Origin of the sequence: Streptomyces sennicomposti, assembly GCF_019890635.1 — a bacterium.
Classification (GTDB): Bacteria; Actinomycetota; Actinomycetes; order Streptomycetales; family Streptomycetaceae; genus Streptomyces; species Streptomyces sennicomposti.
Genome location: NZ_JAIOAB010000031.1, coordinates 35,150 through 56,990 on the forward strand (window position 1 = coordinate 35,150; position 21,841 = coordinate 56,990).

19 protein-coding genes are annotated in these 21,841 nt (G+C 72.4%); 12 read left to right on the plus strand and 7 right to left on the minus strand.

The features are described from left to right. Window positions 1–213: 213 nt before the first annotated feature. The 3 genes from K7787_RS18460 (at window position 214) to K7787_RS18470 (ending at window position 3,782) form a co-directional block, all read left to right on the plus strand. Window positions 214–402, plus strand: a complete 189-nt coding sequence (locus tag K7787_RS18460; RefSeq protein WP_223002229.1) for a ferredoxin — start codon at window positions 214–216, stop codon at window positions 400–402. Continuing rightward, on the plus strand, window positions 369–1,625 hold the full coding sequence (locus tag K7787_RS18465; RefSeq protein ID WP_223002230.1) for an NAD(P)/FAD-dependent oxidoreductase: 1,257 nt from the start codon (window positions 369–371) through the stop codon (window positions 1,623–1,625). The genes K7787_RS18460 and K7787_RS18465 overlap by 34 nt, the downstream gene beginning before the upstream one ends. 126 nt (window positions 1,626–1,751) lie before the next feature. Next, window positions 1,752–3,782 (plus strand): thioredoxin domain-containing protein, encoded by a 2,031-nt coding sequence (locus K7787_RS18470; protein WP_223002231.1) that lies wholly within the window; start codon window positions 1,752–1,754, stop codon window positions 3,780–3,782. 42 nt (window positions 3,783–3,824) lie between these two features. Here K7787_RS18470 and K7787_RS18475 read toward each other — a convergent pair whose 3' ends face one another. Both K7787_RS18475 and trhA read right to left on the minus strand, forming a co-directional pair. After that, entirely contained in the window at window positions 3,825–4,556 is a 732-nt protein-coding gene (locus K7787_RS18475; RefSeq protein ID WP_164389834.1) for a Mut7-C RNAse domain-containing protein, read from the minus strand. A gap of 320 nt (window positions 4,557–4,876) precedes the next feature. Continuing rightward, window positions 4,877–5,590 (minus strand): PAQR family membrane homeostasis protein TrhA, encoded by a 714-nt coding sequence (gene trhA / locus K7787_RS18480; RefSeq protein WP_009190343.1) that lies wholly within the window; start codon window positions 5,588–5,590, stop codon window positions 4,877–4,879. A 298-nt stretch (window positions 5,591–5,888) separates the two neighbouring features. Between trhA and K7787_RS18485 the strand changes: the two genes are divergently transcribed. Then, on the plus strand, window positions 5,889–7,739 hold the full coding sequence (locus K7787_RS18485; protein ID WP_223002232.1) for a phosphoenolpyruvate carboxykinase (GTP): 1,851 nt from the start codon (window positions 5,889–5,891) through the stop codon (window positions 7,737–7,739). 605 nt (window positions 7,740–8,344) lie between these two features. Beyond that, the gene (locus K7787_RS18490; protein ID WP_019980184.1) at window positions 8,345–8,521 is read left to right on the plus strand and encodes a hypothetical protein; all 177 of its coding nucleotides are present in this window, start codon (window positions 8,345–8,347) and stop codon (window positions 8,519–8,521) included. A gap of 156 nt (window positions 8,522–8,677) precedes the next feature. On the opposite strand, the gene K7787_RS18495 is transcribed toward K7787_RS18490, so the two are convergent. Together K7787_RS18495 and K7787_RS18500 are read right to left on the minus strand one after the other, a co-directional pair. Beyond that, a complete protein-coding gene (locus K7787_RS18495; RefSeq protein ID WP_009190345.1) occupies window positions 8,678–9,184 on the minus strand; it encodes a GNAT family N-acetyltransferase in 507 nt (168 codons plus the stop codon). Window positions 9,185–9,494: 310 nt separating this feature from the next. Next, window positions 9,495–9,929 carry an SCO4983 family protein gene (locus tag K7787_RS18500; protein WP_223002233.1) on the minus strand — a complete coding sequence of 145 codons (435 nt, stop codon included), beginning with the start codon at window positions 9,927–9,929 and terminating at the stop codon, window positions 9,495–9,497. 253 nt (window positions 9,930–10,182) lie between these two features. Here K7787_RS18500 and K7787_RS18505 point away from each other — a divergent pair, with 253 nt between their 5' ends. Further along, the gene (locus tag K7787_RS18505; RefSeq protein ID WP_247721041.1) at window positions 10,183–11,355 is read left to right on the plus strand and encodes a phage baseplate protein; all 1,173 of its coding nucleotides are present in this window, start codon (window positions 10,183–10,185) and stop codon (window positions 11,353–11,355) included. A gap of 99 nt (window positions 11,356–11,454) precedes the next feature. Here K7787_RS18505 and K7787_RS18510 read toward each other — a convergent pair whose 3' ends face one another. Continuing rightward, a complete protein-coding gene (locus K7787_RS18510; RefSeq protein WP_169437862.1) occupies window positions 11,455–12,666 on the minus strand; it encodes a pyridoxal phosphate-dependent aminotransferase in 1,212 nt (403 codons plus the stop codon). Window positions 12,667–12,802: 136 nt separating this feature from the next. Here K7787_RS18510 and K7787_RS18515 point away from each other — a divergent pair, with 136 nt between their 5' ends. Both K7787_RS18515 and K7787_RS18520 read left to right on the plus strand, forming a co-directional pair. Next, window positions 12,803–13,615, plus strand: coding sequence for a hypothetical protein (locus K7787_RS18515; protein ID WP_223002234.1), 813 nt, complete (start codon window positions 12,803–12,805; stop codon window positions 13,613–13,615). Between the two features lie 156 nt (window positions 13,616–13,771). Next, window positions 13,772–14,635: a S1 family peptidase gene (locus tag K7787_RS18520; RefSeq protein WP_009190348.1), complete on the plus strand. Its 864-nt coding sequence runs from the start codon at window positions 13,772–13,774 to the stop codon at window positions 14,633–14,635. Between the two features lie 30 nt (window positions 14,636–14,665). Here K7787_RS18520 and K7787_RS18525 read toward each other — a convergent pair whose 3' ends face one another. Further along, the gene (locus K7787_RS18525; RefSeq protein WP_223002235.1) at window positions 14,666–16,315 is read right to left on the minus strand and encodes an N-acyl-D-amino-acid deacylase family protein; all 1,650 of its coding nucleotides are present in this window, start codon (window positions 16,313–16,315) and stop codon (window positions 14,666–14,668) included. Window positions 16,316–16,342: 27 nt separating this feature from the next. Next, on the minus strand, window positions 16,343–17,608 hold the full coding sequence (locus tag K7787_RS18530) for an amino acid deaminase (RefSeq protein ID WP_223002236.1): 1,266 nt from the start codon (window positions 17,606–17,608) through the stop codon (window positions 16,343–16,345). A gap of 133 nt (window positions 17,609–17,741) precedes the next feature. Between K7787_RS18530 and K7787_RS18535 the strand changes: the two genes are divergently transcribed. From K7787_RS18535 to K7787_RS18550, 4 genes are all read left to right on the plus strand, one after another. Beyond that, window positions 17,742–18,869, plus strand: coding sequence for a sugar kinase (locus K7787_RS18535; RefSeq protein WP_372456655.1), 1,128 nt, complete (start codon window positions 17,742–17,744; stop codon window positions 18,867–18,869). Then, complete coding sequence (locus tag K7787_RS18540) at window positions 18,866–19,639, plus strand: IclR family transcriptional regulator (RefSeq protein ID WP_009190352.1); 774 nt, start codon at window positions 18,866–18,868, stop codon at window positions 19,637–19,639. The genes K7787_RS18535 and K7787_RS18540 overlap by 4 nt, the downstream gene beginning before the upstream one ends. After that, the gene (locus K7787_RS18545; RefSeq protein WP_009190353.1) at window positions 19,636–20,046 is read left to right on the plus strand and encodes a RidA family protein; all 411 of its coding nucleotides are present in this window, start codon (window positions 19,636–19,638) and stop codon (window positions 20,044–20,046) included. Before K7787_RS18540 ends, K7787_RS18545 begins: the two co-directional genes overlap by 4 nt. 272 nt (window positions 20,047–20,318) lie before the next feature. Continuing rightward, window positions 20,319–21,791 carry a GntP family permease gene (locus tag K7787_RS18550; RefSeq protein ID WP_009190354.1) on the plus strand — a complete coding sequence of 491 codons (1,473 nt, stop codon included), beginning with the start codon at window positions 20,319–20,321 and terminating at the stop codon, window positions 21,789–21,791. The last annotated feature ends 50 nt before the right edge of the window (window positions 21,792–21,841 follow it).

Below are 21,841 nucleotides of genomic sequence, written 5' to 3' on the forward strand. Positions count from 1 at the left end.
GGTCAACACCGGGTGCCCGAAGGCCCGTTGGGGAAACCAGGCGTGGGGCGCCGGCTGCGCCGCCCTCCCCGTGGGCCGCTCGCTGCGGGCCTGAACAGGCCAGGACCGCTTCAGGCCACCCGCCGCTTCTTCCGTCGCCGTGCGCGGGCTCGTAGGGTCGTGATCGCCGGATAACCACCGGCGAAAGGGACGAGCGATGGAAGACCAGGGACCATGAAGATTGTTGTCGACAGGGTCAAGTGTCAGAATCATGGGCAGTGCGCGATCTCGGCCCCGACCAACTTCGAACTCGACGCCGACGGGAAGCTGCAATACCAGGAAGCGTTCGACGAGGAGAACATCAGCGATATCGAGGACGCCGTCGACGCGTGCCCGCTGCAAGCGATCCAGCTGAAATCGTGATGCCGGCGACGGCTGACAGGCGGCCGCTCATCGGCATAGTCGGGTCCGGTATAGCCGGACTGCGAGCGGCCGACGCGATACTCAAGTGCGAGGTCGACGCCAGGATCGTCGTCTTCGGGGACGAGGCTCACCGTACCTACAACCGGCCAGGTCTGACGAAGAAGCGCTACCCCTTGTCGGGTGCTCTCGAAAAGACCATCGCCGAGGATGTGAGGGTGAAGGGAGCCGACAACGACGCTGTGACCTGGCGCCTCGGCATCAGGGTCGAGACCGCGGACCTGGGCGACCGGATCCTGCGTCTGAGTACCGGTGAAACGTTTGAGTACGACCGGCTGGTGATCGCTTCGGGGATACGCCCGCGTACCTCGGCCCGGGGCGACGGGGAGTGCGAGCTCCATACGCATCGCACCCTGCGTGGTCTGGGCGATGCGCGGTACATCCACCATCGGCTCCAAGCCGGCGAGAAGGTCACGATAGTGGGCGCCGGATTCGTCGCCTGTGAGCTTGCTTCGCTGGCCAAAGAGTACGGCTGTGAAGTCCTCGTGCTGGAGGCGCTGCGACGCGGGCCGTTCGAAAGCGTTCTGGGTGAGCGGGTCGCGATGACGCTCGGCCGCTGGCTCGCTCAGCAGGGCGTCACGTTCCTGACGGGCGATTCCGCACGGAAATTTCTCTGTGAGGCGAAACCGTCGAATCCCGAGCCCGCGTCCGATCGCTCTCTCTTCATCGAGGCGATCGGGAGCGTTCCGAACGTGGAATGGCTGCACGGGAACGGCCTGGATCTGTCCGACGGGGTGCGCGTCGACGAGTACATGCGGGTGTCACCGTGGGAGAACGTGTTCGCGGCCGGAGACATCGCCCGCTACCCCGATCCGTGGGCGGCCGGGAACCTGACCCGGATGGAATTCTGGAAGAACGCGATCGACACCGGTGATCTGGCGGGCAGGTCTGTGGCGGCGTCCTTGGGACACGGTTCGGTGACCTCTCGGATCGGATACTTCCCCAGCATGACCACGGAAGTGCTCGGACTGCGTATCCAGATCGCCGGCGACCCGAAGACGTCGGACTCGATGGAGATCGTCTGCGGGGACCTGGACCGGCCGGACCAGGGGGTCCTCGTGGCCTACCTCCGGGAAGGCGCCATGATCGGGGCTGCCTACCTGGACAAAGGCGCTCGGTTCAACAGTGCCTACATCAAACTCCTGAGGTCGTTGAGAGAGCGCTGAACGAGCGCCGCCGCGCCGCGTGCCGTCGGCGACGACCTCGCCGCCGGCGCCGCGCGATGCCCCCGGGCGGGGCAGCGCCCGTGCGGGTACCGCCGACGCGGGCGGGCGCTGTGAGAGGCTGGGCCGATGAACCGGCTGGCTGGTGTGACCTCGCCCTATCTGCTTCAGCACGCTGACAACCCCGTCGACTGGTGGCCCTGGTCGCCCGAGGCTTTCGAGGAAGCCCGGCGGCGCGACGTACCCGTACTGCTGTCGGTCGGGTACTCCGCGTGCCACTGGTGTCATGTCATGGCGCACGAGTCGTTCGAGGACCAGGCCACCGCCGGCTACCTCAACGAGCACTTCGTCAGTGTCAAGGTGGACCGTGAGGAGCGGCCCGATGTGGACGCCGTCTATATGGAGGCGGTGCAGGCGGCCACCGGGCAGGGCGGGTGGCCGATGACGGTGTTCCTGACCCCGGACGCCGAGCCGTTCTACTTCGGGACGTACTTCCCGCCCGCGCCCCGGCACGGCATGCCGTCCTTCCGGCAGGTGCTGGAGGGCGTCCGGCAGGCGTGGGCCACCCGCCGGGACGAGGTCACCGAGGTCGCCGGGAAGATCGTGCGGGACCTCGCGCAGCGCGAGATCGGCTACGGCGGCGTCCAGCTGCCCGGCGAGGAGGAGCTGGCGCAGGCGCTGCTCGGGCTGACCCGCGAGTACGACCCGCAGCGCGGCGGATTCGGCGGGGCGCCGAAGTTCCCGCCGTCCATGGTGCTGGAGTTCCTGCTGCGCCACCACGCCCGCACCGGCTCCGAGGGCGCCCTGCAGATGGCCCGGGACACCTGTGAGCGGATGGCCCGCGGTGGTATCTACGACCAGCTCGGCGGCGGCTTCGCCCGTTACTCCGTCGACCGGGACTGGATCGTGCCGCACTTCGAGAAGATGCTGTACGACAACGCGCTGCTGTGCCGTGTGTACGCCCACCTGTGGCGTGCCACCGGCTCCGAACTCGCCCGCCGTGTCGCCCTGGAGACCGCCGACTTCATGGTCCGCGAACTGCGCACCGGCGAGGGCGGGTTCGCCTCCGCGCTCGACGCCGACAGCGACGACGGCACGGGACGGCACGTCGAGGGCGCCTACTACGTGTGGACGCCGGAACAACTGCGCGACGCCCTCGGCGAGGAGGACGCGCAGCTCGCCGCCCAGTACTTCGGCGTCACCGAGGAAGGCACCTTCGAGCACGGCGCCTCGGTACTGCAACTTCCCCAGCAGGAAGGCGTGTTCGACGCCGAGCGGATCGAGTCGGTGCGGCGGCGGCTGCTGGAGCGGCGCGCCGGGCGGCCCGCCCCCGGCCGGGACGACAAGATCGTCGCCGCCTGGAACGGCCTGGCGATCGCCGCCCTCGCCGAGACCGGCGCCTACTTCGACCGCCCCGACCTCGTGGAGGCCGCGCTCGGCGCCGCCGACCTGCTCGTCCGGCTGCACATGGACGAGCACGCCGGGCTCGCCCGCACCAGCCGGGACGGGCAGATCGGCGCCAACGCCGGGGTGCTGGAGGACTACGCCGACGTCGCCGAGGGCTTCCTCGCGCTGGCCTCTGTCACCGGCGAGGGCGTCTGGCTCGACTTCACCGGACTCCTCCTCGGCCATGTGCTGACCCGCTTCACCGATCCCGACTCCGGCGCGCTGTACGACACCGCCGCCGACGCCGAGCAGCTGATCCGCCGCCCCCAGGACCCCACCGACAACGCCACCCCCTCCGGCTGGTCGGCGGCGGCGGGCGCGCTGCTCGGTTACGCGGCCCACACCGGATCGGAGGCCCATCGCACCGCCGCCGAGAAGGCGTTGGGCGTGGTGAAGGCGCTCGGCCCGCGCGTGCCGCGGTTCATCGGCTGGGGGCTGGCCGTCGCGGAGGCCGCCCTCGACGGGCCGCGCGAGGTCGCCGTCGTCGCGCCGTCGCTCGCCGACGAGGCGGGCCGCGTCCTGCACCGCACGGCCCTGCTGGGCACGGCGCCCGGCGCCGTCGTCGCCTACGGCACGGAGGGCGGCGAGGAGTTCCCGCTGCTGGCCGACCGCCCCCTGGTCGGGGGCGCCCCCGCCGCCTACGTCTGCCGCGACTTCACCTGCGACGCCCCCACCACCGACCCGGAACGGCTGCGGGCCGCCCTCGGCGGGTGAGGCGAGGGGCGGAATCGTCCGACTGCCGGTCCCTCCCCGCGCTCACTTCCCCCGCGTCCGCATGCTCAGGGCCCGTTCCACGATCGCCTCCAGTTGGTCGTGGTGGGCGCCCTTCCAGTAGGCGCGGCCGCAGTCGCGGCACTGGGCGAACACGTCGTAGGTGCGCTGGGTGCCGTGTTCGAGCTGGTCGGCCACCTCGTCCTTGGTGGCCTGCCGCAGCAGGCCGTTGCAGGCGGTGCAGCGGGTCCAGGGGCGCAGTTCGGGGTGGAAGCGGTCCAGGATGTCGCCGAGCTGGTCGTCGGGACGGGTGCTGTAGACGAAGGCGCCCGCCCACAGTTCGCGGCGGCGCAGCAGGCCCCGGTCGCGGCTGAGCAGCACCCGCTTCTCGGCCGCCGAACGCGCGGCGAGGGCCGGGTCGCCGATGTCCGTCGACTCGTACGCCGCGTCGACGCCGAGCAGACGCAGCCGGCGGGCGAGGGTGCCGAGGTGCACGTCGAGGAGGAAGCGCAGCGGGGCGCCGGGGACCTGCTGGGGGCGTTCGACGGCGCGTACCTCGACGGTCTCCGCGGCGCGCGGGACGTGCGAGACGGGCACCGGGCGGCCGTCCACGACCAGCGCGCCCACCTCGGTCAAAGGCACGCCGAGGGACTCGACGACATGCCCGAGGGTGGAGACGCCGTCGGTGACGACCGCTGTGGCGCCGCGGCGCCGGGCGTGCGGGAGGAACTGGCCGAGGGCGGGGGCGAACTCGACGTGGATCTCTGGACCGTTCACCCGGCCAGGATGGCACGGCCGGCCGCGCACGCCTGAGGGGTTTTCGGGCGGTGGCGGGGCGGGCCGGGGGAGGGGCCGGGAGGGTGCGGGCGGGCTCGGCCGCCGGTCCGCCCGCGCGCTCCACCGTGGGGTGGATTCGCGGGGCGGACACGGAAACGGCCACGGCTCACCCGAGCCGTGGCCGAAGGCGCGCAGGCGCGCTCACGGGCGGAGGCAGGCCCGCACGGAGCGGTACGCAGCCGTACCGGGACCCGTACGGAGCGCAGCCGCGAGAACCCGCACGGCACGCAGCCGCACCGAGACCCCGTACGCAGCGCCCCCTACGCGTGCTGGTAGGCCACCAGCGAGATCCCCACGTAGTGGACGACGAACGCGGCCAGCGTGAAGGAGTGGAACACCTCGTGGAAGCCGAACCAGCGCGGGGAGGGGTTCGGCCGCTTGATGCCGTAGACGACGCCGCCCGCGCTGTAGAGCAGGCCGCCGACGATCACCAGGACCATCACCGCGATGCCGCCCGTGCGCATGAAGTCCGGCAGGTAGAACACCGCGGCCCAGCCCATGGCGAGGTAGCACGGGGTGTAGAGCCAGCGTGGCGCGCCGACCCAGAAGACGCGGAAGGCGATGCCCGCCAGCGCGGCGGCCCAGATGCCCCACAGCAGCCACCGGCCGGTGGCGCCGGGCAGGAGCAGCAGGGTCAGCGGCGTGTAGGTGCCGGCGATGATCAGGAAGATGTTCGCGTGGTCGAGGCGGCGCAGCACCCCGCTCATCCGGGGGCCCCAGTCGCCCCGGTGGTAGAGGGCGCTGACCCCGAACAGGAGGCAGGCGCTGAGGACGTAGATCCCGCAGGCGATACGTCCTCGGGTGGAGTGGGCGAGCGCGGTGAGCACCAGTCCCGCTATGAGCACGGCGGGGAACATGCCGAGGTGCAGCCAGCCGCGCAGCTTCGGCTTGATCGGATGCGGCAGCGACAGCGCGGCCGGACCGCGGCCACGGGCCGGCGGGTCCAGGGGCGCGTCGGAGGCGGACGCAGTCATGGCCGCATGGTACCGGCGACCCCGTAAGTCGGGGGTGAGCGCCCATGGGACGGAGGACGGTGATCGTCCGCACGGGGCAAACGCAAAAAGTCCTTCAGGTGAACCCAACGCGGACGCAAAAAAGCACGGAAAACCGTGGGATTCCTCACGCCGCTCACCTGTGCGGCCCTCTGGACAGATGGGCGCGGGAGTCGGATGATCAAATGAGTGCGGTCGGCACCGGATGAGCGGCTACGAAGCGTCCGGGTCGCAGCCCCCACGGGGCGACAAGACAAGAACCCCTCATTTAGGAGCAATCGTGGCGCGCGACATCGCGGCTCCCCCCGTCGTTCCCACCCACCACAAGGACCTGATCTCGTGGGTCAACGAGATCGCGGAACTCACGCAGCCGGACAACGTGGTCTGGTGCGACGGATCCGAGGCCGAGTACGAGCGACTGTGCGAGGAGCTCGTCCAGAAGGGCACCTTCCGGAAACTCGACCCGATCAAGCGCCCCAACTCCTACTACGCGGCCTCCGACCCCTCCGACGTCGCCCGCGTCGAGGACCGCACCTTCATCTGCTCCGAGAAGGAGGAGGACGCCGGCCCGACCAACCACTGGAAGGCCCCCGCCGAGATGCGGGAGATCTTCCGGGGCAAGGACGGCAAGGGCGGCATCTTCCGCGGCTCGATGAAGGGCCGGACGATGTACGTCGTCCCGTTCTGCATGGGCCCACTGGGCTCCCCGCTGTCCGCGATCGGCGTCGAGATCACCGACTCCGCCTACGTCGCCGTGTCCATGCGCACCATGACCCGCATGGGACAGCCCGTCCTGGACGAGCTGGGCGAGAACGGCTTCTTCGTCAAGGCCGTGCACACCCTCGGCGCCCCGCTGGCCGAGGGCCAGGAGGACGTGCCCTGGCCGTGCAACTCCACCAAGTACATCTCGCACTTCCCCGAGGACCGCGAGATCTGGTCCTACGGCTCCGGCTACGGCGGCAACGCCCTGCTCGGCAAGAAGTGCTACGCCCTGCGCATCGCCTCCGTCATGGCGCGCGACGAGGGCTGGCTGGCCGAGCACATGCTGATCCTCAAGCTCACCCCGCCCACCGGCGAGTCCAAGTACGTCGCGGCCGCCTTCCCGAGCGCCTGCGGCAAGACCAACCTCGCGATGCTGGAGCCCACGATCTCCGGCTGGACCGTCGAGACGATCGGCGACGACATCGCGTGGATGCGGTTCGGCGAGGACGGCCGGCTGTACGCGATCAACCCCGAGGCCGGCTTCTTCGGCGTCGCGCCCGGCACCGGCGAGCACACCAACGCCAACGCCATGAAGACGCTGTGGGGCAACTCGGTCTTCACCAACGTCGCCCTCACCGACGACGGCGACGTGTGGTGGGAGGGCATGACGGAGGAGATCCCGGCCCACCTGACCGACTGGAAGGGCAACGACTGGACGCCCGAGTCGGCCCGCGAAGCAGACGGATACCGCCCGGCCGCGCACCCCAACGCCCGCTTCACCACCCCCGCCGCCCAGTGTCCGATCATCGCGCCGGAGTGGGAGGACCCCAAGGGCGTGCCGATCTCGGCGATCCTCTTCGGCGGCCGCCGGGCCAGCGCGGTGCCGCTGGTGACCGAGTCCTTCGACTGGAACCACGGCGTCTTCCTCGGCGCGAACGTCGCCTCCGAGAAGACCGCCGCCGCCGAGGGCAAGGTCGGCGAGCTGCGCCGCGACCCGTTCGCCATGCTGCCGTTCTGCGGCTACAACATGGGCGACTACATGGGCCACTGGGTGGACGTCGCCAAGGGCAAGGACCAGTCCAAGCTGCCCAAGATCTACTACGTCAACTGGTTCCGCAAGAACGACGAGGGCAAGTTCGTCTGGCCCGGCTTCGGCGAGAACAGCCGGGTGCTGAAGTGGATCGTCGAGCGCCTGGAGGGCAAGGCCGAGGGCGTCGAGACCCCCATCGGCATCCTGCCGACCCGCGAGGCCCTGGACACCGACGGCCTGGACCTGTCCGAGTCCGACCTGGAGTTCCTGCTCACGGTCGACAAGGACGTCTGGCGCGAGGAGGCCGCCCTGGTCCCCGAGCACCTGAACACCTTCGGCGACCACACGCCCAAGGAGCTGTGGGACCAGTACCGCGCGCTGGTCGAGCGGCTCGGCTGAGCCGGCCCGCCCTCGGTCGCATGAACTCCGCGGCCGGCCGCGACTTGCCCTGACCTGCGACGTCGCTCCGGCCGGCCGCGGCACGGATTCGGAAGGCCGGGTACGCACAACGGCGTGCGCACCCGGCCTTCCGCCGCGCGCGGGCCTGTACGACGCCGGTACGACCACCGGGCGGTCGCCTGACGATCCCCGCCCCGTCCCGTCCCTGGGCCGTCCGTGCGCAGGCCGCCTGACGATCCCTGCCCTGTCGCTGTGCCGTCCGTGCGCAGGCCACCGGGTGGTCCCTGCCCTGTCGCTGTGCCGTCCGTGCGCAGGCCGCCGGGTGGTCCCTGTTGCCGTCCCCGGGCCGTCCCTGCGCCGGGCCTGCCCGGCCGCCGGGCGGTCCCCGGCCGGACCGCGGCCGCTCCCGCCGCGGGCGCGGTGGGCGGCGCAGGCGGCCGCCGTCCGCCACCGCAGGCCGCGGTGGCCCCAGCCGTCACCCACCACCCGTCACCCACCATCACCTATCACCCGTCACCCGTCACCCGTACGGCCCACCTGCTCGTATGGCCGCTCCCGCTCCGGGGTACCCGGGTGGCCTCCCGGTGAAGGAGCGTGATGAGCGCATGGCTGGAGACGGCGACTTCTACAAGCACGACCGCCCGGACGATCCGGGCCTGGCCGAGGACCGGCCGCGCGGCGGCGGCCCCGAGGAGCCGCACGGGCGCGGCAACTGGCCGGTCTGGATGGTGGTCCTGGCGATCCTGGTGCTGTTCGTGATCTTCGTGGTGATCTTCGGCTGACTCTTCCGCGGGGCGCGGAGCCGGTGGGGCGCGGAGGCCGTGGGCACGGAGATGCGGAGGCCGTGGGCACGGAGATCGTGAGCGTGGGGAGCGTGGACGGAGATCGTGAGCGTGGGCGCGGAGTCCGTGGAGTGCGGGGTCCGCGCCCCGTCCGTGTCACAGCGTGCGCTGGAGCAGCACCGTGTCGAGCCACCGGCCGTGCTTGTGGCCGACCTCGGTCAGCCGGCCCGCCTCGGTGAAACCGAGCCGGCGGTGCAGGGCGGCCGAGGCCTCGCTGCCGGGGGCGGTGATCACCGCGATCACCTGCCGCACTCCGGCCCGCGCGCACTCCGCCAGCAGCTCGGCGAGCAGGGCGGCGCCGAGGCCGCGGCCGGTGGCCGCCGGGTCGAGGTAGACGGTGTCCTCGACGGTGTTCCGGTACGCCGGTTTCGGCCGCCACGGCCCGGCGTAGGCGAAGCCCGCGATCCGGCCCGCCTCCTCGGCGACGAGGAACGGCAGCCCGCGCCCGGCGATCTCGTCGTACTTCAGCTCCCACTGTGCGAGCGGGCGCGGTTCCTCGTCGAAGGTGGCGACGCTGTGCAGGGCGTAGTGCCCGTAGATGCGGGCGACCTCGGGGAGGTCGGCGCGCAGGGCGGCCCGGACGGTGGCGGTGGGGGCGGTCACGGCTTCTCTCTCGCCTCGGGAACGGGACTCTTGCCCGCCTCGGGAACGCGGCTGGGGCGACGCGGCTCGGAGGCGGCGCGGCTCGGAGGCGACGCCGCCGGAGGCGCGGCTTCGTGCCCGCCTCGGGAGCGCGGCCCGCGCAGTGTAGGGCACCCGGTCCGCGCGTCGCTGCGGGTGCGCGCGGACCGGGGCCGTCAGGGGCGCCCCCGGTCCCGGCCGGACCGGCGCGAGGCGGCCGGGCCGGAGGTGACCGGGGCGGGACGGACGCGTGGCGTCCGCAGGGGAGGAGCGGGGGCCTGCCCGGCAGGTCCTACTGCGCGGCGCCGATCGGCCTGCGCGGTTCCTCCTGGGCGGCGGCCGCGTGCGCGTCCATCCGCTCGGCGGCCAGGATCGCCGCCTTGGTGTCGGCGCGGGACGCGGCCACGACGAGGGCGCGCCCGGCGAGCGTGTGCGCCCGCCGGTGCAGCGCCGGCGCCTGGTCGGCCGTACGGCCGGCGGACACGGCCGCCCGCAGCGGGGCGCGTCCGCCGCGCAGGCGGGCCACCTGCTCGGCGAGCCGTTCGGCCGCGGTGTCCAGGTCGGCCGAGGACGGGGTCAGCGCGCGCAGCTCGTCGGTGACGGCGAGCAGCGCCGCGAGATGACCGGCGAGCTGGATGTCCAACTCCTCCTCGCGTGAGCGGTGGGGGAAGTCGGAGTCGGTGCCGGCCATCGTGTGGACCGACTTGGCGCGGATCGGTTCGTACATGGGATGGCCTCCTGTGCTCTGACAGAAAACATCCTAGCTTAGAACTCGTCTAAAGTTGAGCCCGGTCGCGAAAACCGGCCCAGGCGCACACCGAGGGTGAGCGCGCGGGCCGGGCGTGCGTGGTCAGGACGTCATCTCGCGCGGCCAGTCTGCCGAGGCGGAGGCCGCACGGGATCGACCGGCCGGTCCCGGGTCCACGCATCACGACGCAGGGCTGGCCTATGGGGTGAGCCGGAGTGTTGAATGACGCACCATGATCGCGAACAGGAACATCCACCCCAGCCGCCGCTCCATGCTCGCTCTGGGCGGTGCCGGCGCGCTCACCGCCGCGACCGTCTCCCTCGGCGCCGGGACGGCCTCGGCCGCCGCCTATCCCGCCCCGGGATCGGCCCTCCTGGTGCCCTCCCCGCGACTTGATCTGAACAGCGCGTCGAACAACTGGATACGCGAAAAGGCCACCAAGGACGCCACCATCATCCAGTCGTTCGGATACGACAACGCCAACAGGCACATCTACCTCGTGCAGGTGACGCAGGGAGGCCTGAAACTGGCCGGCGAATCCGCCCCGGTCAGCAGTGCGAACCGCAATCTCCACGGCGACCTGACCGTGACCAAATGGGACATGTCAGGCAACGTCCTCGGCTATATGTACCTGCGCGGGTTCGGTCATGGGATGAGTATCGGCATCGAGCCGGTCGGCGGCTCGGCCTATTTGTGGACGGAGGTCGACGCCGTCGCGCTGAGCGACGGCACCAGCCGCGGCAGGCGCCTGGCCCGCTTCCCCTTCGTCAACGGCCGGGTGCTCGACTCCACCTCCGCCGACCTCACCACCTACACGCCGGTGCCTGGTTCCACGGTCAACACGGCCAGTGTCGACCCGGTCTACGGCCGCCTCGTCGTCCGTTTCCAGGACACGGACGGAATCAAGAAGTACCAGGTGCACGATCTCGACCTGGCCCGCCTCGGCATCTGGAGCGAGCCGCTGGCGGCCATCGACGAGCCGGACATCACCGCGGTCCCCGGATGGCCTCTCACCACCTACGGCCACCCCTTCCTCCAGGGGTACGTCGTCGTCGGCCGGTACCTCTACATGCTGCACGGAAACAGCTACGGCTCGACCGAGAAGATCAACGGCCAGAACGTGGTGATCTCCCAGCCGAATGTCGGCAACACGTTCATCAGCTCGGTGGACCTCACCACCGGCGCCTTCTCCCCGGCCCCGCCTTCCCCCTTCAACGTCAACGTCAATCCGTGCTACACCGCGGCCGCGTACACGTTGGACTACCGCGAACCCGAAGGTCTCGGGGTCTACATCCCGGACCTCGCCCAGCCGGGTGTGTTCAGCATCGGCATGGGATTCGCCTCGGGCCCCGAAGGCGCGCGTCTGGCGAGCATCTATGGAAAGTCCGATCTCATCCAGCCCTGACGTGATCTGCGACGTCCGGTGTCGAACGGTGCGCCGAACTTGATCACCTGACGGACCAAAGACCGGCCTCACCCCATAGGACACGGGCCAAGGCGGGCGTCAGGGCTGGCTGTAGCCGTCCAGGAAGTGGCCGATCCGGCTCACCGCGTCGCGCAGGTCGCCGACCGAGGGCAGGGTGACGACCCGGAAATGGTCGGGTTCGGGCCAGTTGAAGCCGGTGCCCTGGACGACCATGATCTTCTCGCGGCGCAGCAGGTCCAGGACCATCCGCCGGTCGTCCTTGATCTTGAAGACCTTGGGGTCCAGGCGCGGGAACAGGTACAGCGCCCCCTTGGGCCGTACGCACGTCACGCCCGGGATCTGGGTGAGCAGCTCGTGGGCGACGTCCATCTGCTCCTTGAGCCGGCCGCCGGGCAGGACCAGGTCGTTGATGGTCTGCCGGCCGCTGAGCGCGGCGACCACGCCGTGCTGTCCCGGCATGTTCGCGCACAGGCGCATGTTCGCCAGGATGGTCAGGCCCTCGATGTAGGAGTCGGCGTGGGCGCGCGGACCGGAGATCGACATCCAGCCGACCCGGTAGCCGGCCACCCGGTAGGCCTTGGACATGCCGTTGAAGGTGAGGGTCAGCAGGTCGGGGGCGACCGAGGCGGTCGGGGTGTGCGTGGCGCCGTCGTAGAGGATCTTGTCGTAGATCTCGTCGGAGCAGACCAGCAGGTTGTGCCGGCGGGCGATGTCGGTCAGCCCCTTGAGCACCGCCGGGTCGTAGACCGCGCCGGTGGGGTTGTTGGGGTTGATGATGACGATCGCCTTGGTGCGGTCGGTGACCTTGCGCTCCACGTCGGCGAGGTCCGGCATCCAGTCGGACTGCTCGTCGCAGCGGTAGTGCACGGCGGTGCCGCCGGACAGGGAGACGGCGGCGGTCCACAGCGGGTAGTCCGGCGCGGGCACCAGCACCTCGTCGCCGTCGTCCAGCAGCCCCTGCATCGCCATCACGATCAGCTCGGAGACGCCGTTGCCGATGAAGACGTGCTCGACGTCGGTCTCGATGCCGAGGGTCTGGTTGTGCATGACGACCGCGCGGCGCGCCGCCAGCAGGCCCTTGGCGTCGCCGTAGCCGTGCGCGGTGGAGACGTTGCGGAGGATGTCCTCCAGGATCTCCGGGGGGCACTCGAAGCCGAACGCGGCCGGGTTGCCGGTGTTCAGCTTGAGGATGCGGTGACCGGCCGCCTCCAGCCGCATCGCCTCCTCGAGCACCGGGCCCCGGATCTCGTAACAGACGTTGGCGAGCTTGGTCGACTGGATCACCTGCATGTCTGGGAGCTTACGGCCGGGTATCGCCCGGCGGCTCGTGTTTTCCGCCACGTGAGACATTCCAGGGCCCCGGCCGGACGCGGGTTGACGCCCGCGCCGGTGCCGCCGATCACCGCACTCCCTATGCTTTCCGGCCATGTCCATGCCTTCCGACCGCCCCGCCGTCCCCCGCACGGGTGATGCGCCCCAGGGACCGCCGAACGTGTACCACCCCCAGGCTCCGGCGGCCCCGGCGTACGACGGGTACGCCGACCCGGCCGCCGCGCACGGGTGGCAGAACGCGTACGACGAGACGCGCGAACTGCCCCCGCTGACGGCCGGGATCCTCGTGGGGCAGGGGCAGGGGCAGGGGCAGGGGCAGGGGCAGGGGGCGGGGCAGGGTCAGGGGAGCGCGGGCGCGGGGTTCGGTGAGCGGGCGGATGCGGGGGCCGGTGCCGGGGGCCGCGGTGCGCGGCGGGCCGCCGCCCGGCGCTCGCGGCGGTCGCGGCGCGTGGTGGTGGCCGCGGGGGCGGCGGGGATGGTGTCCCTGGCCGCGGTGATCGCCGGCCTGTCGGCCCTGGGCCCGTCGGCGGACGGCTCGGGCGGCGGCTCGGGGCGTACGGAGCCGTCGGCCGGCGCGGCGGACGCCCCGGCGGACGGCGGCACCGCCCCGGCGGCGGGCGGCCTCACGGCCCCGGCGGCGCCCACGGGGGCCGCGCGCCGGACCGCCGCGCCCCCGGCGGCAGCGCCCGCCACCCACGCGCCCGCGACCGCCGCGTCGAGCCCCGGCGCCGCCGCGCCGCCGCACGGCACTCCGGCGTCCCGTACGACGACCACGGCCCCCGCCGCCTCGCCCGCCGTCACCTCCGCCGCCCCGTCCCCGACGTCAGGCTCCCCGTCCCCCTCTCCCACGGGCGGCTGGGGTCACGGCGGACGGCACGGCGGAGGCGGTCACTGGCACGGCGGCTGAGGGGGAGCGGCGGCATTCCCGCTCCCGATTCCCCCTCCCGTCCCGGCAGTCCCCTCCGCGTTCTTGTGGGCGTACCCCCCTCGCCATCACAATGCGCATGACAAAACAGGCGGCCGGAAGATCTCCGGCTGCCTGCGTCTCAAGAGGGGACCCCACATGAACAAGCCTCTCCTTGCCACGCTCGCCACCCTGGTGATCACCGGGGCGGGCATGGCGCCCGCGGCGGCCGCCGCGCAGAACGGCGGCGCGGCCGCCGCTCCCGCGAAGAAGGCGGCCCCCGCGGTCAAGGCCGTCGACTTCGCCGGCACCGTCTCGCTGAGCAACTGCTCCGGCTCCGTCATCCGCTTCCCCGCCTCCGCGGACAGCGACCCGGCGCTCGTGCTCTCCAACGGCCACTGCCTGGAGACCGGCTTCCCGGACCCCGGTGAGGTCATCACCGGCCAGTCCTCCAGCCGCACCTTCGGCCTGCTGAACTCCGCCGGCACCAAGGTCGCCACGCTCCGCGCCAACCAGGTCGTCTACTCGACCATGACCGACACGGACGTCACGATCTACCGCCTCACCAGCACCTACGCGCAGATCAAGAACTCGTACGGGATCAGCGCGCTGACCGTGAGCGACACCCACCCGGTGGCCGGCACCGCCATCAAGGTGGTCTCCGGGTACTGGAAGAAGATCTACAGCTGCAACATCGACGGGTTCGTCTACCGCCTGAAGGAGGGCGGCTGGACCTGGAAGGACTCCGTCCGCTACACCTCCGCCTGCAACACCATCGGCGGCACCTCCGGCTCGCCCGTCGTCGACACCGCCACCGGCAAGGTCGTCGCCGTCAACAACACCGGCAACGAGGACGGCCAGCGCTGCACGGAGAACAACCCGTGCGAGGTCGACGCGAGCGGCAACGTCACCGTCCGGCAGGGCATCAACTACGCCGAGGAGACGTACCAGATACCCGCCTGCTTCACGACCGGCAACAAGCTCAACCTGAACGCGAGCGGCTGCGTCCTGCCCAAGCCGTGAGCGACCCGCACTGAGCCGTAGGGCGGGCGGTCACACCGGAGTACGGCGGACCGCCCGCCCCGCCAGCACGTCCGTGCGGCGGCCGTCCTCGATGACGAACCGGCCGTCGATCAGCACGTACGGGATGCCGGCCGGCGGGGTGCGCGGCTGCTCGAAGGTGGCGCCCGCCGCGACGGTCGCCGGGTCGAACAGGACCAGGTCGGCCCGGTACCCCTCGCGCACCACGCCCCGGTCGGGCAGCCGCAGCCGCGCCGCCGGCCGCCCGGTCAGGTGCGCGACGCACTCCTCCAGCGACAGCACGCCCGACTCCCGCACGTAGTGCCCGAGATAGCGGGGGAAGGTGCCGTAGGCGCGCGGGTGCGGCTTGGCGCCGCGCAGGATGCCGTCGGAGCCGCCGGTGTGGACGGGGTGCCGCATGATCGCCCGGACGTTCTCCTCGTGGCCGACGTGCTGCAGGATCGTCGTGCCGAGCCGGTCCTCGGCCAGCAGCCGGCGGGCGACGGTCCACGGGCTCTCGCCGCGCCGCGCCGCCGACTCGGCGACCGTCCGGCCCACGTACCCGGCGAGCGCGGGAGCCGTGACGCCGGAGATCTCGATCGTCTCCCACTCCACCGGCACCCCGTGGCAGCCGTCGGAGCCGGTCACCTCCAGGTCGTGGCGGACGCGCTCGGCGGTGGCCTCGTCGGCGAGCCTGCCGAGGACGCGCTCCGGGCCGCCCTCGCTCGCCCAGCTCGGCAGCAGCGCCACCAGGGTGGTGCAGCCGGGGGTGTACGGATAGGTGTCCAGGGTGATGTCGGCCCCGGCGGCCAGCGCATCGTCCAGCAGGGCCAGCAGCTCGGGCGCGCGGCCCTTGTTGGGACCGAAGTTCATGGTGGCGTGCGCGAGGTGCAGCGGACAGCCGGCCGCGCGGCTCAGCGCCACCATCTCCGCGTACGCCTCCAGCGCACCCGCGCCGTAACTGCGGTGGTGCGGGCAGTAGTAGCCGCTGTACCCGGCCACCACCCGGCACAGCTCGGTGAGTTCGGCGTCCTCGGCGTACATGCCGGGCGTGTAGGTGAGCCCGGAGGACATGCCGACCGCCCCCTGCTCCATGCCCTCGGCGACCAACCGCCGCATCCGGTCCAGCTCCTGGGGCGTGGCCGGGCGGTCGCCCCAGCCCACGGCGAGCGCGCGGACGGTGCCCTGCGGGACGAGGTAGGCCGCGTTCACGGCGATGCCCTCGCCGTCGAAGCCGTGGTCGAGGCGGTCCAGGTACTCGCCCACCGACCGCCAGGAGAAGTCGATGTCGTCGCCGTGGCCGTTCCAGCCGGTGATCGCCCGGCGGACCTCGGCGAGCGTCCGGTCGTCCACGGGCGCGTACGACAGGCCGTCCTGGCCGATCACCTCCAGCGTGACGCCCTGCGCGGCCTTCGCGCTGTGGTCGGGGTCGCGCAGCAGCTCCAGATCGCTGTGGGCGTGCATGTCGATGAAGCCGGGGGAGAGGACCAGGCCCTCCGCGTCCAGTTCGCGTCTCGCGCGCGGCCGCTGGCAGCCCGCCGAGGCGGCCTCCTTCACGATCGAGACGATCCTGCCGTCCTTGACCGCCACGTCCGCGCGGTAGGAGGGCGCGCCGGTGCCGTCCACGACGTCCGCGTCCCGGACGACGAGATCGGCGAAGTCGGCGGGCTCGACCGGGTCCATGGGTGACTCCTTCCACGGTGGCGTGGGCTAGAAGAACGTCCGTACGTACTCCACGACCGTCCCGTCCGCCTCCGTCACCGGGATCAGCGGCCACTTGTCGAAGGACGTGCACGGGTGGGACAGGCCCAGGCCGATCCAGTCGCCGACCTCCACGTCCGCCTCCGGCGTGGTGCTGAGCCACGTGTGCTGGTCGGACAGGCCGGTGACGGTGACGCCCGTCGCCGGACGTTCCACGCCGTCGCGCCGCACCACCTGCGCCACGGGCAGATCCAGGTCGTAGGCCGCGTCCCGCTTGCCCGCGTTGGCGAAGGCCTGTCCGGCCGAGGGCCGGGAGACGACCTGCGCCCACAGCCGGAACGCGGGCTCCAACGCCCCTTCCCCGGGCACCCGGTTGAACGGGGTGACCTCGCGGTAGCGGCCGTCGTCGTGCGAGACGTACGCGCCCGAGCGCAGCAACTTCAGCACCGGCAGCGAGAGTCCGGGGATGCCGGCGAACACGTCGGCCACCGCGTCGAACCAGGCGCTGCCGCCCGCGCTCACCACGATCTCCTCCACGCCCCGGAACCGCCCGGCCTTGTCGAAGCCCGCCGCCAGGTCCACCAGCCGCCGCAGATACGCCCGCACCCGCTCCGGATCGGCCTCGGGAACCTCGCCCTCGTACCCGGCGACGCCGGCCAGCCGCAGCGTCGGCGCGGCGGCCACCGCGTCCGCGACCGCCGCGCAGTCGGCCTCCGTGCGCGCACCGGTCCGGGCGCCCTCACCGGCGGCGAGTTCGACCACCACGTCCAGCGGCCGGGCGGCGCCGCGCAGCGCCGCGTCCATCAGCTCCACGCCGCGCACCGAGTCGACGTAGCAGACCAGGTGGAAGGACGGGTCGGCGGCGAGTTCGGCGGCGAACCAGCGCAGGGCGGCCGGGTCCACCACCTCGTTGGCCAGGAAGATCCGCCGCACGCCGAACTCCCGCGCCACCCGCACCTGGTGGGGCAGGGCGAGGGTGATGCCCCACGCCCCGTGGTCGAGCTGCCGCTGGAACAGCCGCGGGGCCATGGAGGTCTTGCCGTGCGGCGCGAAGGCGAGGCCGTGGCGGGCCGTGTACGTCTCCATCAGCTTCAGGTTGTGCTCCAGGCGCTCGGCGGACAGCGCGAGCACCGGGGTGGTGAAGCCGTCGGTGAAGAGGTTGCGGCGCTGGGCCGCCAGCTCGCCCACGGTCAGGCCGTCCGCGTCCGGCGGGAGGCCCTTGAAGCGGTGGTCGACGCGTTCCTCGTCCAGCCCGGCGAATGCCTCGGTGCTCACGGAACCTCCCTGATCAGCGGCGTTGCACGTAATGCAACACTCATTGCGTATGACGCTCACTGCTGTCTAACATCTCGGCCACGCGAGGTCAACGGACGTCCCCGCACCCCGGCACCGAGGAGCTACGAGCATCGTGACCGCCACCGGACCCCGCAACGGCCCCGGCACCGGCAAGGACAGCGGCACCGGTGCCGACGCCGCCCCGGGGGCACGCGCCGTGGACGTCGCGACGCTCGGCGAGTCCATGGTCGCCTTCCGCCCCTCCCGCCCCGGTCGCCTCGCCGACGTGCCGTCCTTCGAACGCGGCATCGGCGGCGCCGAGTCCAACGCGGCCTGCGTGCTCGCCGCCGCCGGGCACTCCGCGCGCTGGGTGAGCCGGGTCGGCGCGGACGGCTTCGGCGACCACCTGGTGGAGACGATCGGCTCCTGGGGCGTCGACGTGGACGCCGTGCGCCGCGACCCCGACCGCCCCACCGGCGTCTACTTCCGCACCGCCGGCGACCGCGCCACCGACGCCCACGAGGTGGCGTACTACCGGGCCGGCTCGGCGGCCTCCGCGATGTCCGCCCGCACCGTCGACACGGCCGCGCTGCGCGCCTGCCGGGTGCTGCACCTGTCGGGCATCACGGCGGCCCTCTCCGGCGACTGCCTGGAACTGCTGCGCGAGCTGACGGCCCCCGGACCCGGCCGCCCGCTGGTCTCCTTCGACGTGAACTTCCGGCCCGCGCTGTGGCCCGACGCCGACGGGCCGCGCGTCCTGCTGGAGCTGGCCCGCCGCGCCGACATCGTCTTCGTCGGCGACGACGAGGCCCGCGCCGCCTGGGGCCTGCGCGGCGGCCGGGCCGTGCGCGAGGCGCTGCCCGAGCCGGGGACCGTCGTCGTCAAGCAGGGGGCGGGCGGGGCGACCGCGTTCGAGCGGAACGCCGAGTGGGCGGTCGTGACCGAGGACGCCGACGGCACCGCCACGCACGTCGCCGCCCCGCACGTCGACGTCGTCGCCCACGTCGGCGCGGGCGACGCCTTCGCCGCCGGGTTCCTCTCCGCCACCCTGCGCGGCCTGCCCGTGCGCGACCGGCTGCGCCACGGCCACCTCGCGGCCGCCGCCGCCCTCACCGTCCCCGGCGACCTCGCCCCGCCGCCCGCCCGCGACCACGCCGACCGGCTGGCCGCCCTCGACGACGCCGCGTGGGGGAGACTGCGACTCGGCCCCGGCTGGACGCGCACCGCCCGGCGGGCCGAGGAGGAGGTACGCACCCCATGAGCCAGACCGTCGACCGCGCGCTGAGCATCCTGCCGCTGCTCGCCGAAGGCCCCGCCGACCTCGGGAAGGTCGCCGACCGCCTCGGCGTCCACAAGTCCACCGCGCTGCGCCTGCTGCGCACCCTCCACGAACACGGCCTGGTCTACCGCCAGTCCGACCAGCGCTACCGCCTCGGCGCCCGCCTCTTCGCCCTCGCCCAGGAGGCGATGGAGAACCTCGACGTCCGCGAGATCGCCCACCCCCACCTGGTCCGCCTCAACGAGGCCTGCGGCCACACGGTGCACCTCGCCGTGTACGAGGAGGGCGAGGTCCTCTACATCGACAAGGTGGATAGCCGCTACCCGGTCCGCATGTACTCGCGGATCGGCCGCCCGGTCGCCATCACCGTCGCCGCCGTCGCCAAGCTGCTCCTGGCCGACCTGCCCGAGCCCGAGCGGCGCGCCGTCGCCGAGAAGCTCGACTACCCCCTGTACACGGCCCGTTCGACGCCCGGCCCCGCCGCCTTCCTCACGGAACTGGCGACCGTGCGCGAACAGGGCTGGGCCACCGACCTCGGCGGCCACGAGGAGTCCATCAACTGCGTCGCCGCCCCCGTCCGCGGCGCCGACGGCCGGGTGGTCGCCGCGATGTCGGTCTCCGCGCCGAACGTCGTCGTCACCGCCGACGAACTCCTCACCCTGCTCCCGCTGGTGCGCCGTACCGCGGACGCCATCAGCGGCGAGTACTCCGGCAGAACCCCCGTACCGACCCCAGACAGGGACCCCGCATGACCGAGAAGACCGCCCTCACCCCCACGACCCACACCGTCCCGCCCGCGAAGTTCTCCCACGGGGTCCGGAAGGGCAACATCCTCCAGGTCGCCGGCCAGGTCGGCTTCCTGCCCGCCGAGGAGGGCAAGCCCCCCACGCCCGTCGGCCCCGGCCTGCGCGAGCAGACCCTCCAGACCCTCGCCAACGTCAAGGCGATCCTGGAGGAGGGCGGCGCGAGCTGGGACGACGTGATGATGATCCGCGTCTACCTCACCGACGTGGACCACTTCGCCGAGATGAACGCGATCTACAACCAGTACTTCGAGGAGCAGGGCCTCACCCAGCCGCCCGCCGCGCGCACCACGGTCTACGTCGGCCTGCCCGCGGGACTCCTCATCGAGATCGACGCGCTCGCCGTCCTCGGCTGAGGCGGTAGCCGGTCGGGGCCGCCCCCGACCGGGGCCGCCCCCGACCGGGCCGTACGGACCCGAGTCCCGTGCCCCGAGTCCCGTGAGCCTCCCCTGAGCCGAGGCCGCCACCGCCTCCCCTGAGCCGAGGCGCCACCGCCTCCCTCACCCGCACCTCCGCACCTCCGCACGGCACGGCGCCCACCACCCCTCGGGCGCCGTGCCGCGATCAGCCCTGCCCGAAAGCCCCATGCACTTACGCCCCTCACCCCACTTCCGCAGAGGACCCCCGTATGTCCCCTTCGCTCGCCGCCGCCCCGGCCGCGCCCCCGCACACCGGCGGTCTGCTCCTCCTCCTCGACGGCACCCCCGGCCTGCTGCTGGTGGCCGGCATCGGCATCGCCCTGCTGCTCTTCCTGATCATCAAGGCCCGGCTCCAGCCGTTCGTGGCGCTGCTCGCCGTCTCCATAGCCGTCGGCCTGCTGGCCGGCCTGTCCGTCACCGAACTCTTCGGCACGGTCCAGCGCTCGGACGCCGTCTCCACCATCGAGTCCGGCATGGGCGGCATCCTCGGCCACGTCGCGATCATCATCGGCCTGGGCACCATGCTCGGCGCGATCCTGGAGGTCAGCGGCGGCGCGGAGGTGCTGGCCGCCCGGCTGCTGAACCTCTTCGGCGAGCGGCGCGCACCCCTCGCCATGGGCCTGACCGGCCTGATCTTCGGCATCCCGGTCTTCTTCGACGTGGGCATCTTCGTCCTCGCGCCCCTCGTCTACGCCGCCGCCAAGCGGGGCGGCCGGTCGATCGTCCTGTACTGCCTGCCGCTGCTGGCCGGCCTGTCCATGACCCACGCCTTCCTGCCCCCGCACCCCGGCCCGGTGGCCGCCGCCGGACTGCTGCACGTCCAGCTCGGCTGGATCATCCTCATGGGCGTCGTCTGCGGCATCCCCGCGGTGCTGGCCGCCTGGGCGTACGCCGCCTGGATCGGCAAGCGCGTCTTCGTCGAGGTGCCGCAGGACATGGCCGAGGCGGCACAGGAGGCCCGTCGGGCGGTCCTCGCCGAGCAGCGGGCCTCCGGCGTCGAGCCGAGGGAGACGCCGGTGGCGCTCGGCACCGTCCTCGGGATCATCGGCACGCCCCTGGTGCTGATCCTCGCCGCCACCTTCTCCTCGGTCGCGCTCGACCCGTCGACGGGCCGCTCGGTGATCGAGTTCTTCGGGCACCCGTTCGTGGCGCTCACCATCGCCCTGGTGCTCGCCTACTACCTGCTCGGCATCCGCCGGGGCTGGTCGCGCAAGTCCCTGGAGGCGGTGTCGACGGCGTCCCTGAAGCCGGTGGGCAACATCCTGCTGGTGGTCGGCGCGGGCGGGGTGTTCGGCGCGGTGCTGAAGGCGAGCGGGGTCGCGCAGGCCCTCTCGGACACCTTCAACGGCGTGGGCCTGCCGGTGATCGTGCTGTCGTACCTGATCTCGCTGGTGCTGCGGGTCGCGCAGGGCTCGGCGACGGTGGCGATCGTGACGACGGCGGGCATCGTCGCCCCGCTGCTGTCCGAGGGCCACCACTCGCAGGCCTTCGTCGCCCTGGTCATCATGGCGATCTCGGCCGGCTCGATCTTCGCCTCGCACGTCAACGACGGCGGCTTCTGGATGGTGGCGAAGTACTTCGGCATCAGCGAACGGGACACGCTCAAGACGTGGACGGTGCTGGAGAGCGTGCTGTCGCTGGCGGGGTTCGCGGTGGCGGCGGTGCTGAGCGTCTTCGTGTAGCCGTGCGGTGCGGGGTGCCGGCGCCCGGTCGGGCGGCGCCGGCGTCCGGC

What these genes read in the sequence shown, in the direction of transcription:
- K7787_RS18510 (WP_169437862.1), bottom strand. Translation starts at nt 12,666, where the DNA reads ATGCAGGTGATCCAGTCGACCAAGCTCGCCAACGTCTGTTACGAGATC.
- K7787_RS18545 (WP_009190353.1), top strand. Translation starts at nt 19,636, where the DNA reads ATGACCGAGAAGACCGCCCTCACCCCCACGACCCACACCGTCCCGCCC.
- K7787_RS18460 (WP_223002229.1), top strand. Translation starts at nt 214, where the DNA reads ATGAAGATTGTTGTCGACAGGGTCAAGTGTCAGAATCATGGGCAGTGC.
- K7787_RS18490 (WP_019980184.1), top strand. Translation starts at nt 8,345, where the DNA reads ATGGCTGGAGACGGCGACTTCTACAAGCACGACCGCCCGGACGATCCG.
- K7787_RS18525 (WP_223002235.1), bottom strand. Translation starts at nt 16,315, where the DNA reads ATGGACCCGGTCGAGCCCGCCGACTTCGCCGATCTCGTCGTCCGGGAC.
- K7787_RS18540 (WP_009190352.1), top strand. Translation starts at nt 18,866, where the DNA reads ATGAGCCAGACCGTCGACCGCGCGCTGAGCATCCTGCCGCTGCTCGCC.
- K7787_RS18500 (WP_223002233.1), bottom strand. Translation starts at nt 9,929, where the DNA reads ATGTACGAACCGATCCGCGCCAAGTCGGTCCACACGATGGCCGGCACC.
- trhA (WP_009190343.1), bottom strand. Translation starts at nt 5,590, where the DNA reads ATGACTGCGTCCGCCTCCGACGCGCCCCTGGACCCGCCGGCCCGTGGC.
- K7787_RS18520 (WP_009190348.1), top strand. Translation starts at nt 13,772, where the DNA reads ATGAACAAGCCTCTCCTTGCCACGCTCGCCACCCTGGTGATCACCGGG.
- K7787_RS18550 (WP_009190354.1), top strand. Translation starts at nt 20,319, where the DNA reads ATGTCCCCTTCGCTCGCCGCCGCCCCGGCCGCGCCCCCGCACACCGGC.
- K7787_RS18470 (WP_223002231.1), top strand. Translation starts at nt 1,752, where the DNA reads ATGAACCGGCTGGCTGGTGTGACCTCGCCCTATCTGCTTCAGCACGCT.
- K7787_RS18515 (WP_223002234.1), top strand. Translation starts at nt 12,803, where the DNA reads ATGTCCATGCCTTCCGACCGCCCCGCCGTCCCCCGCACGGGTGATGCG.
- K7787_RS18505 (WP_247721041.1), top strand. Translation starts at nt 10,183, where the DNA reads ATGATCGCGAACAGGAACATCCACCCCAGCCGCCGCTCCATGCTCGCT.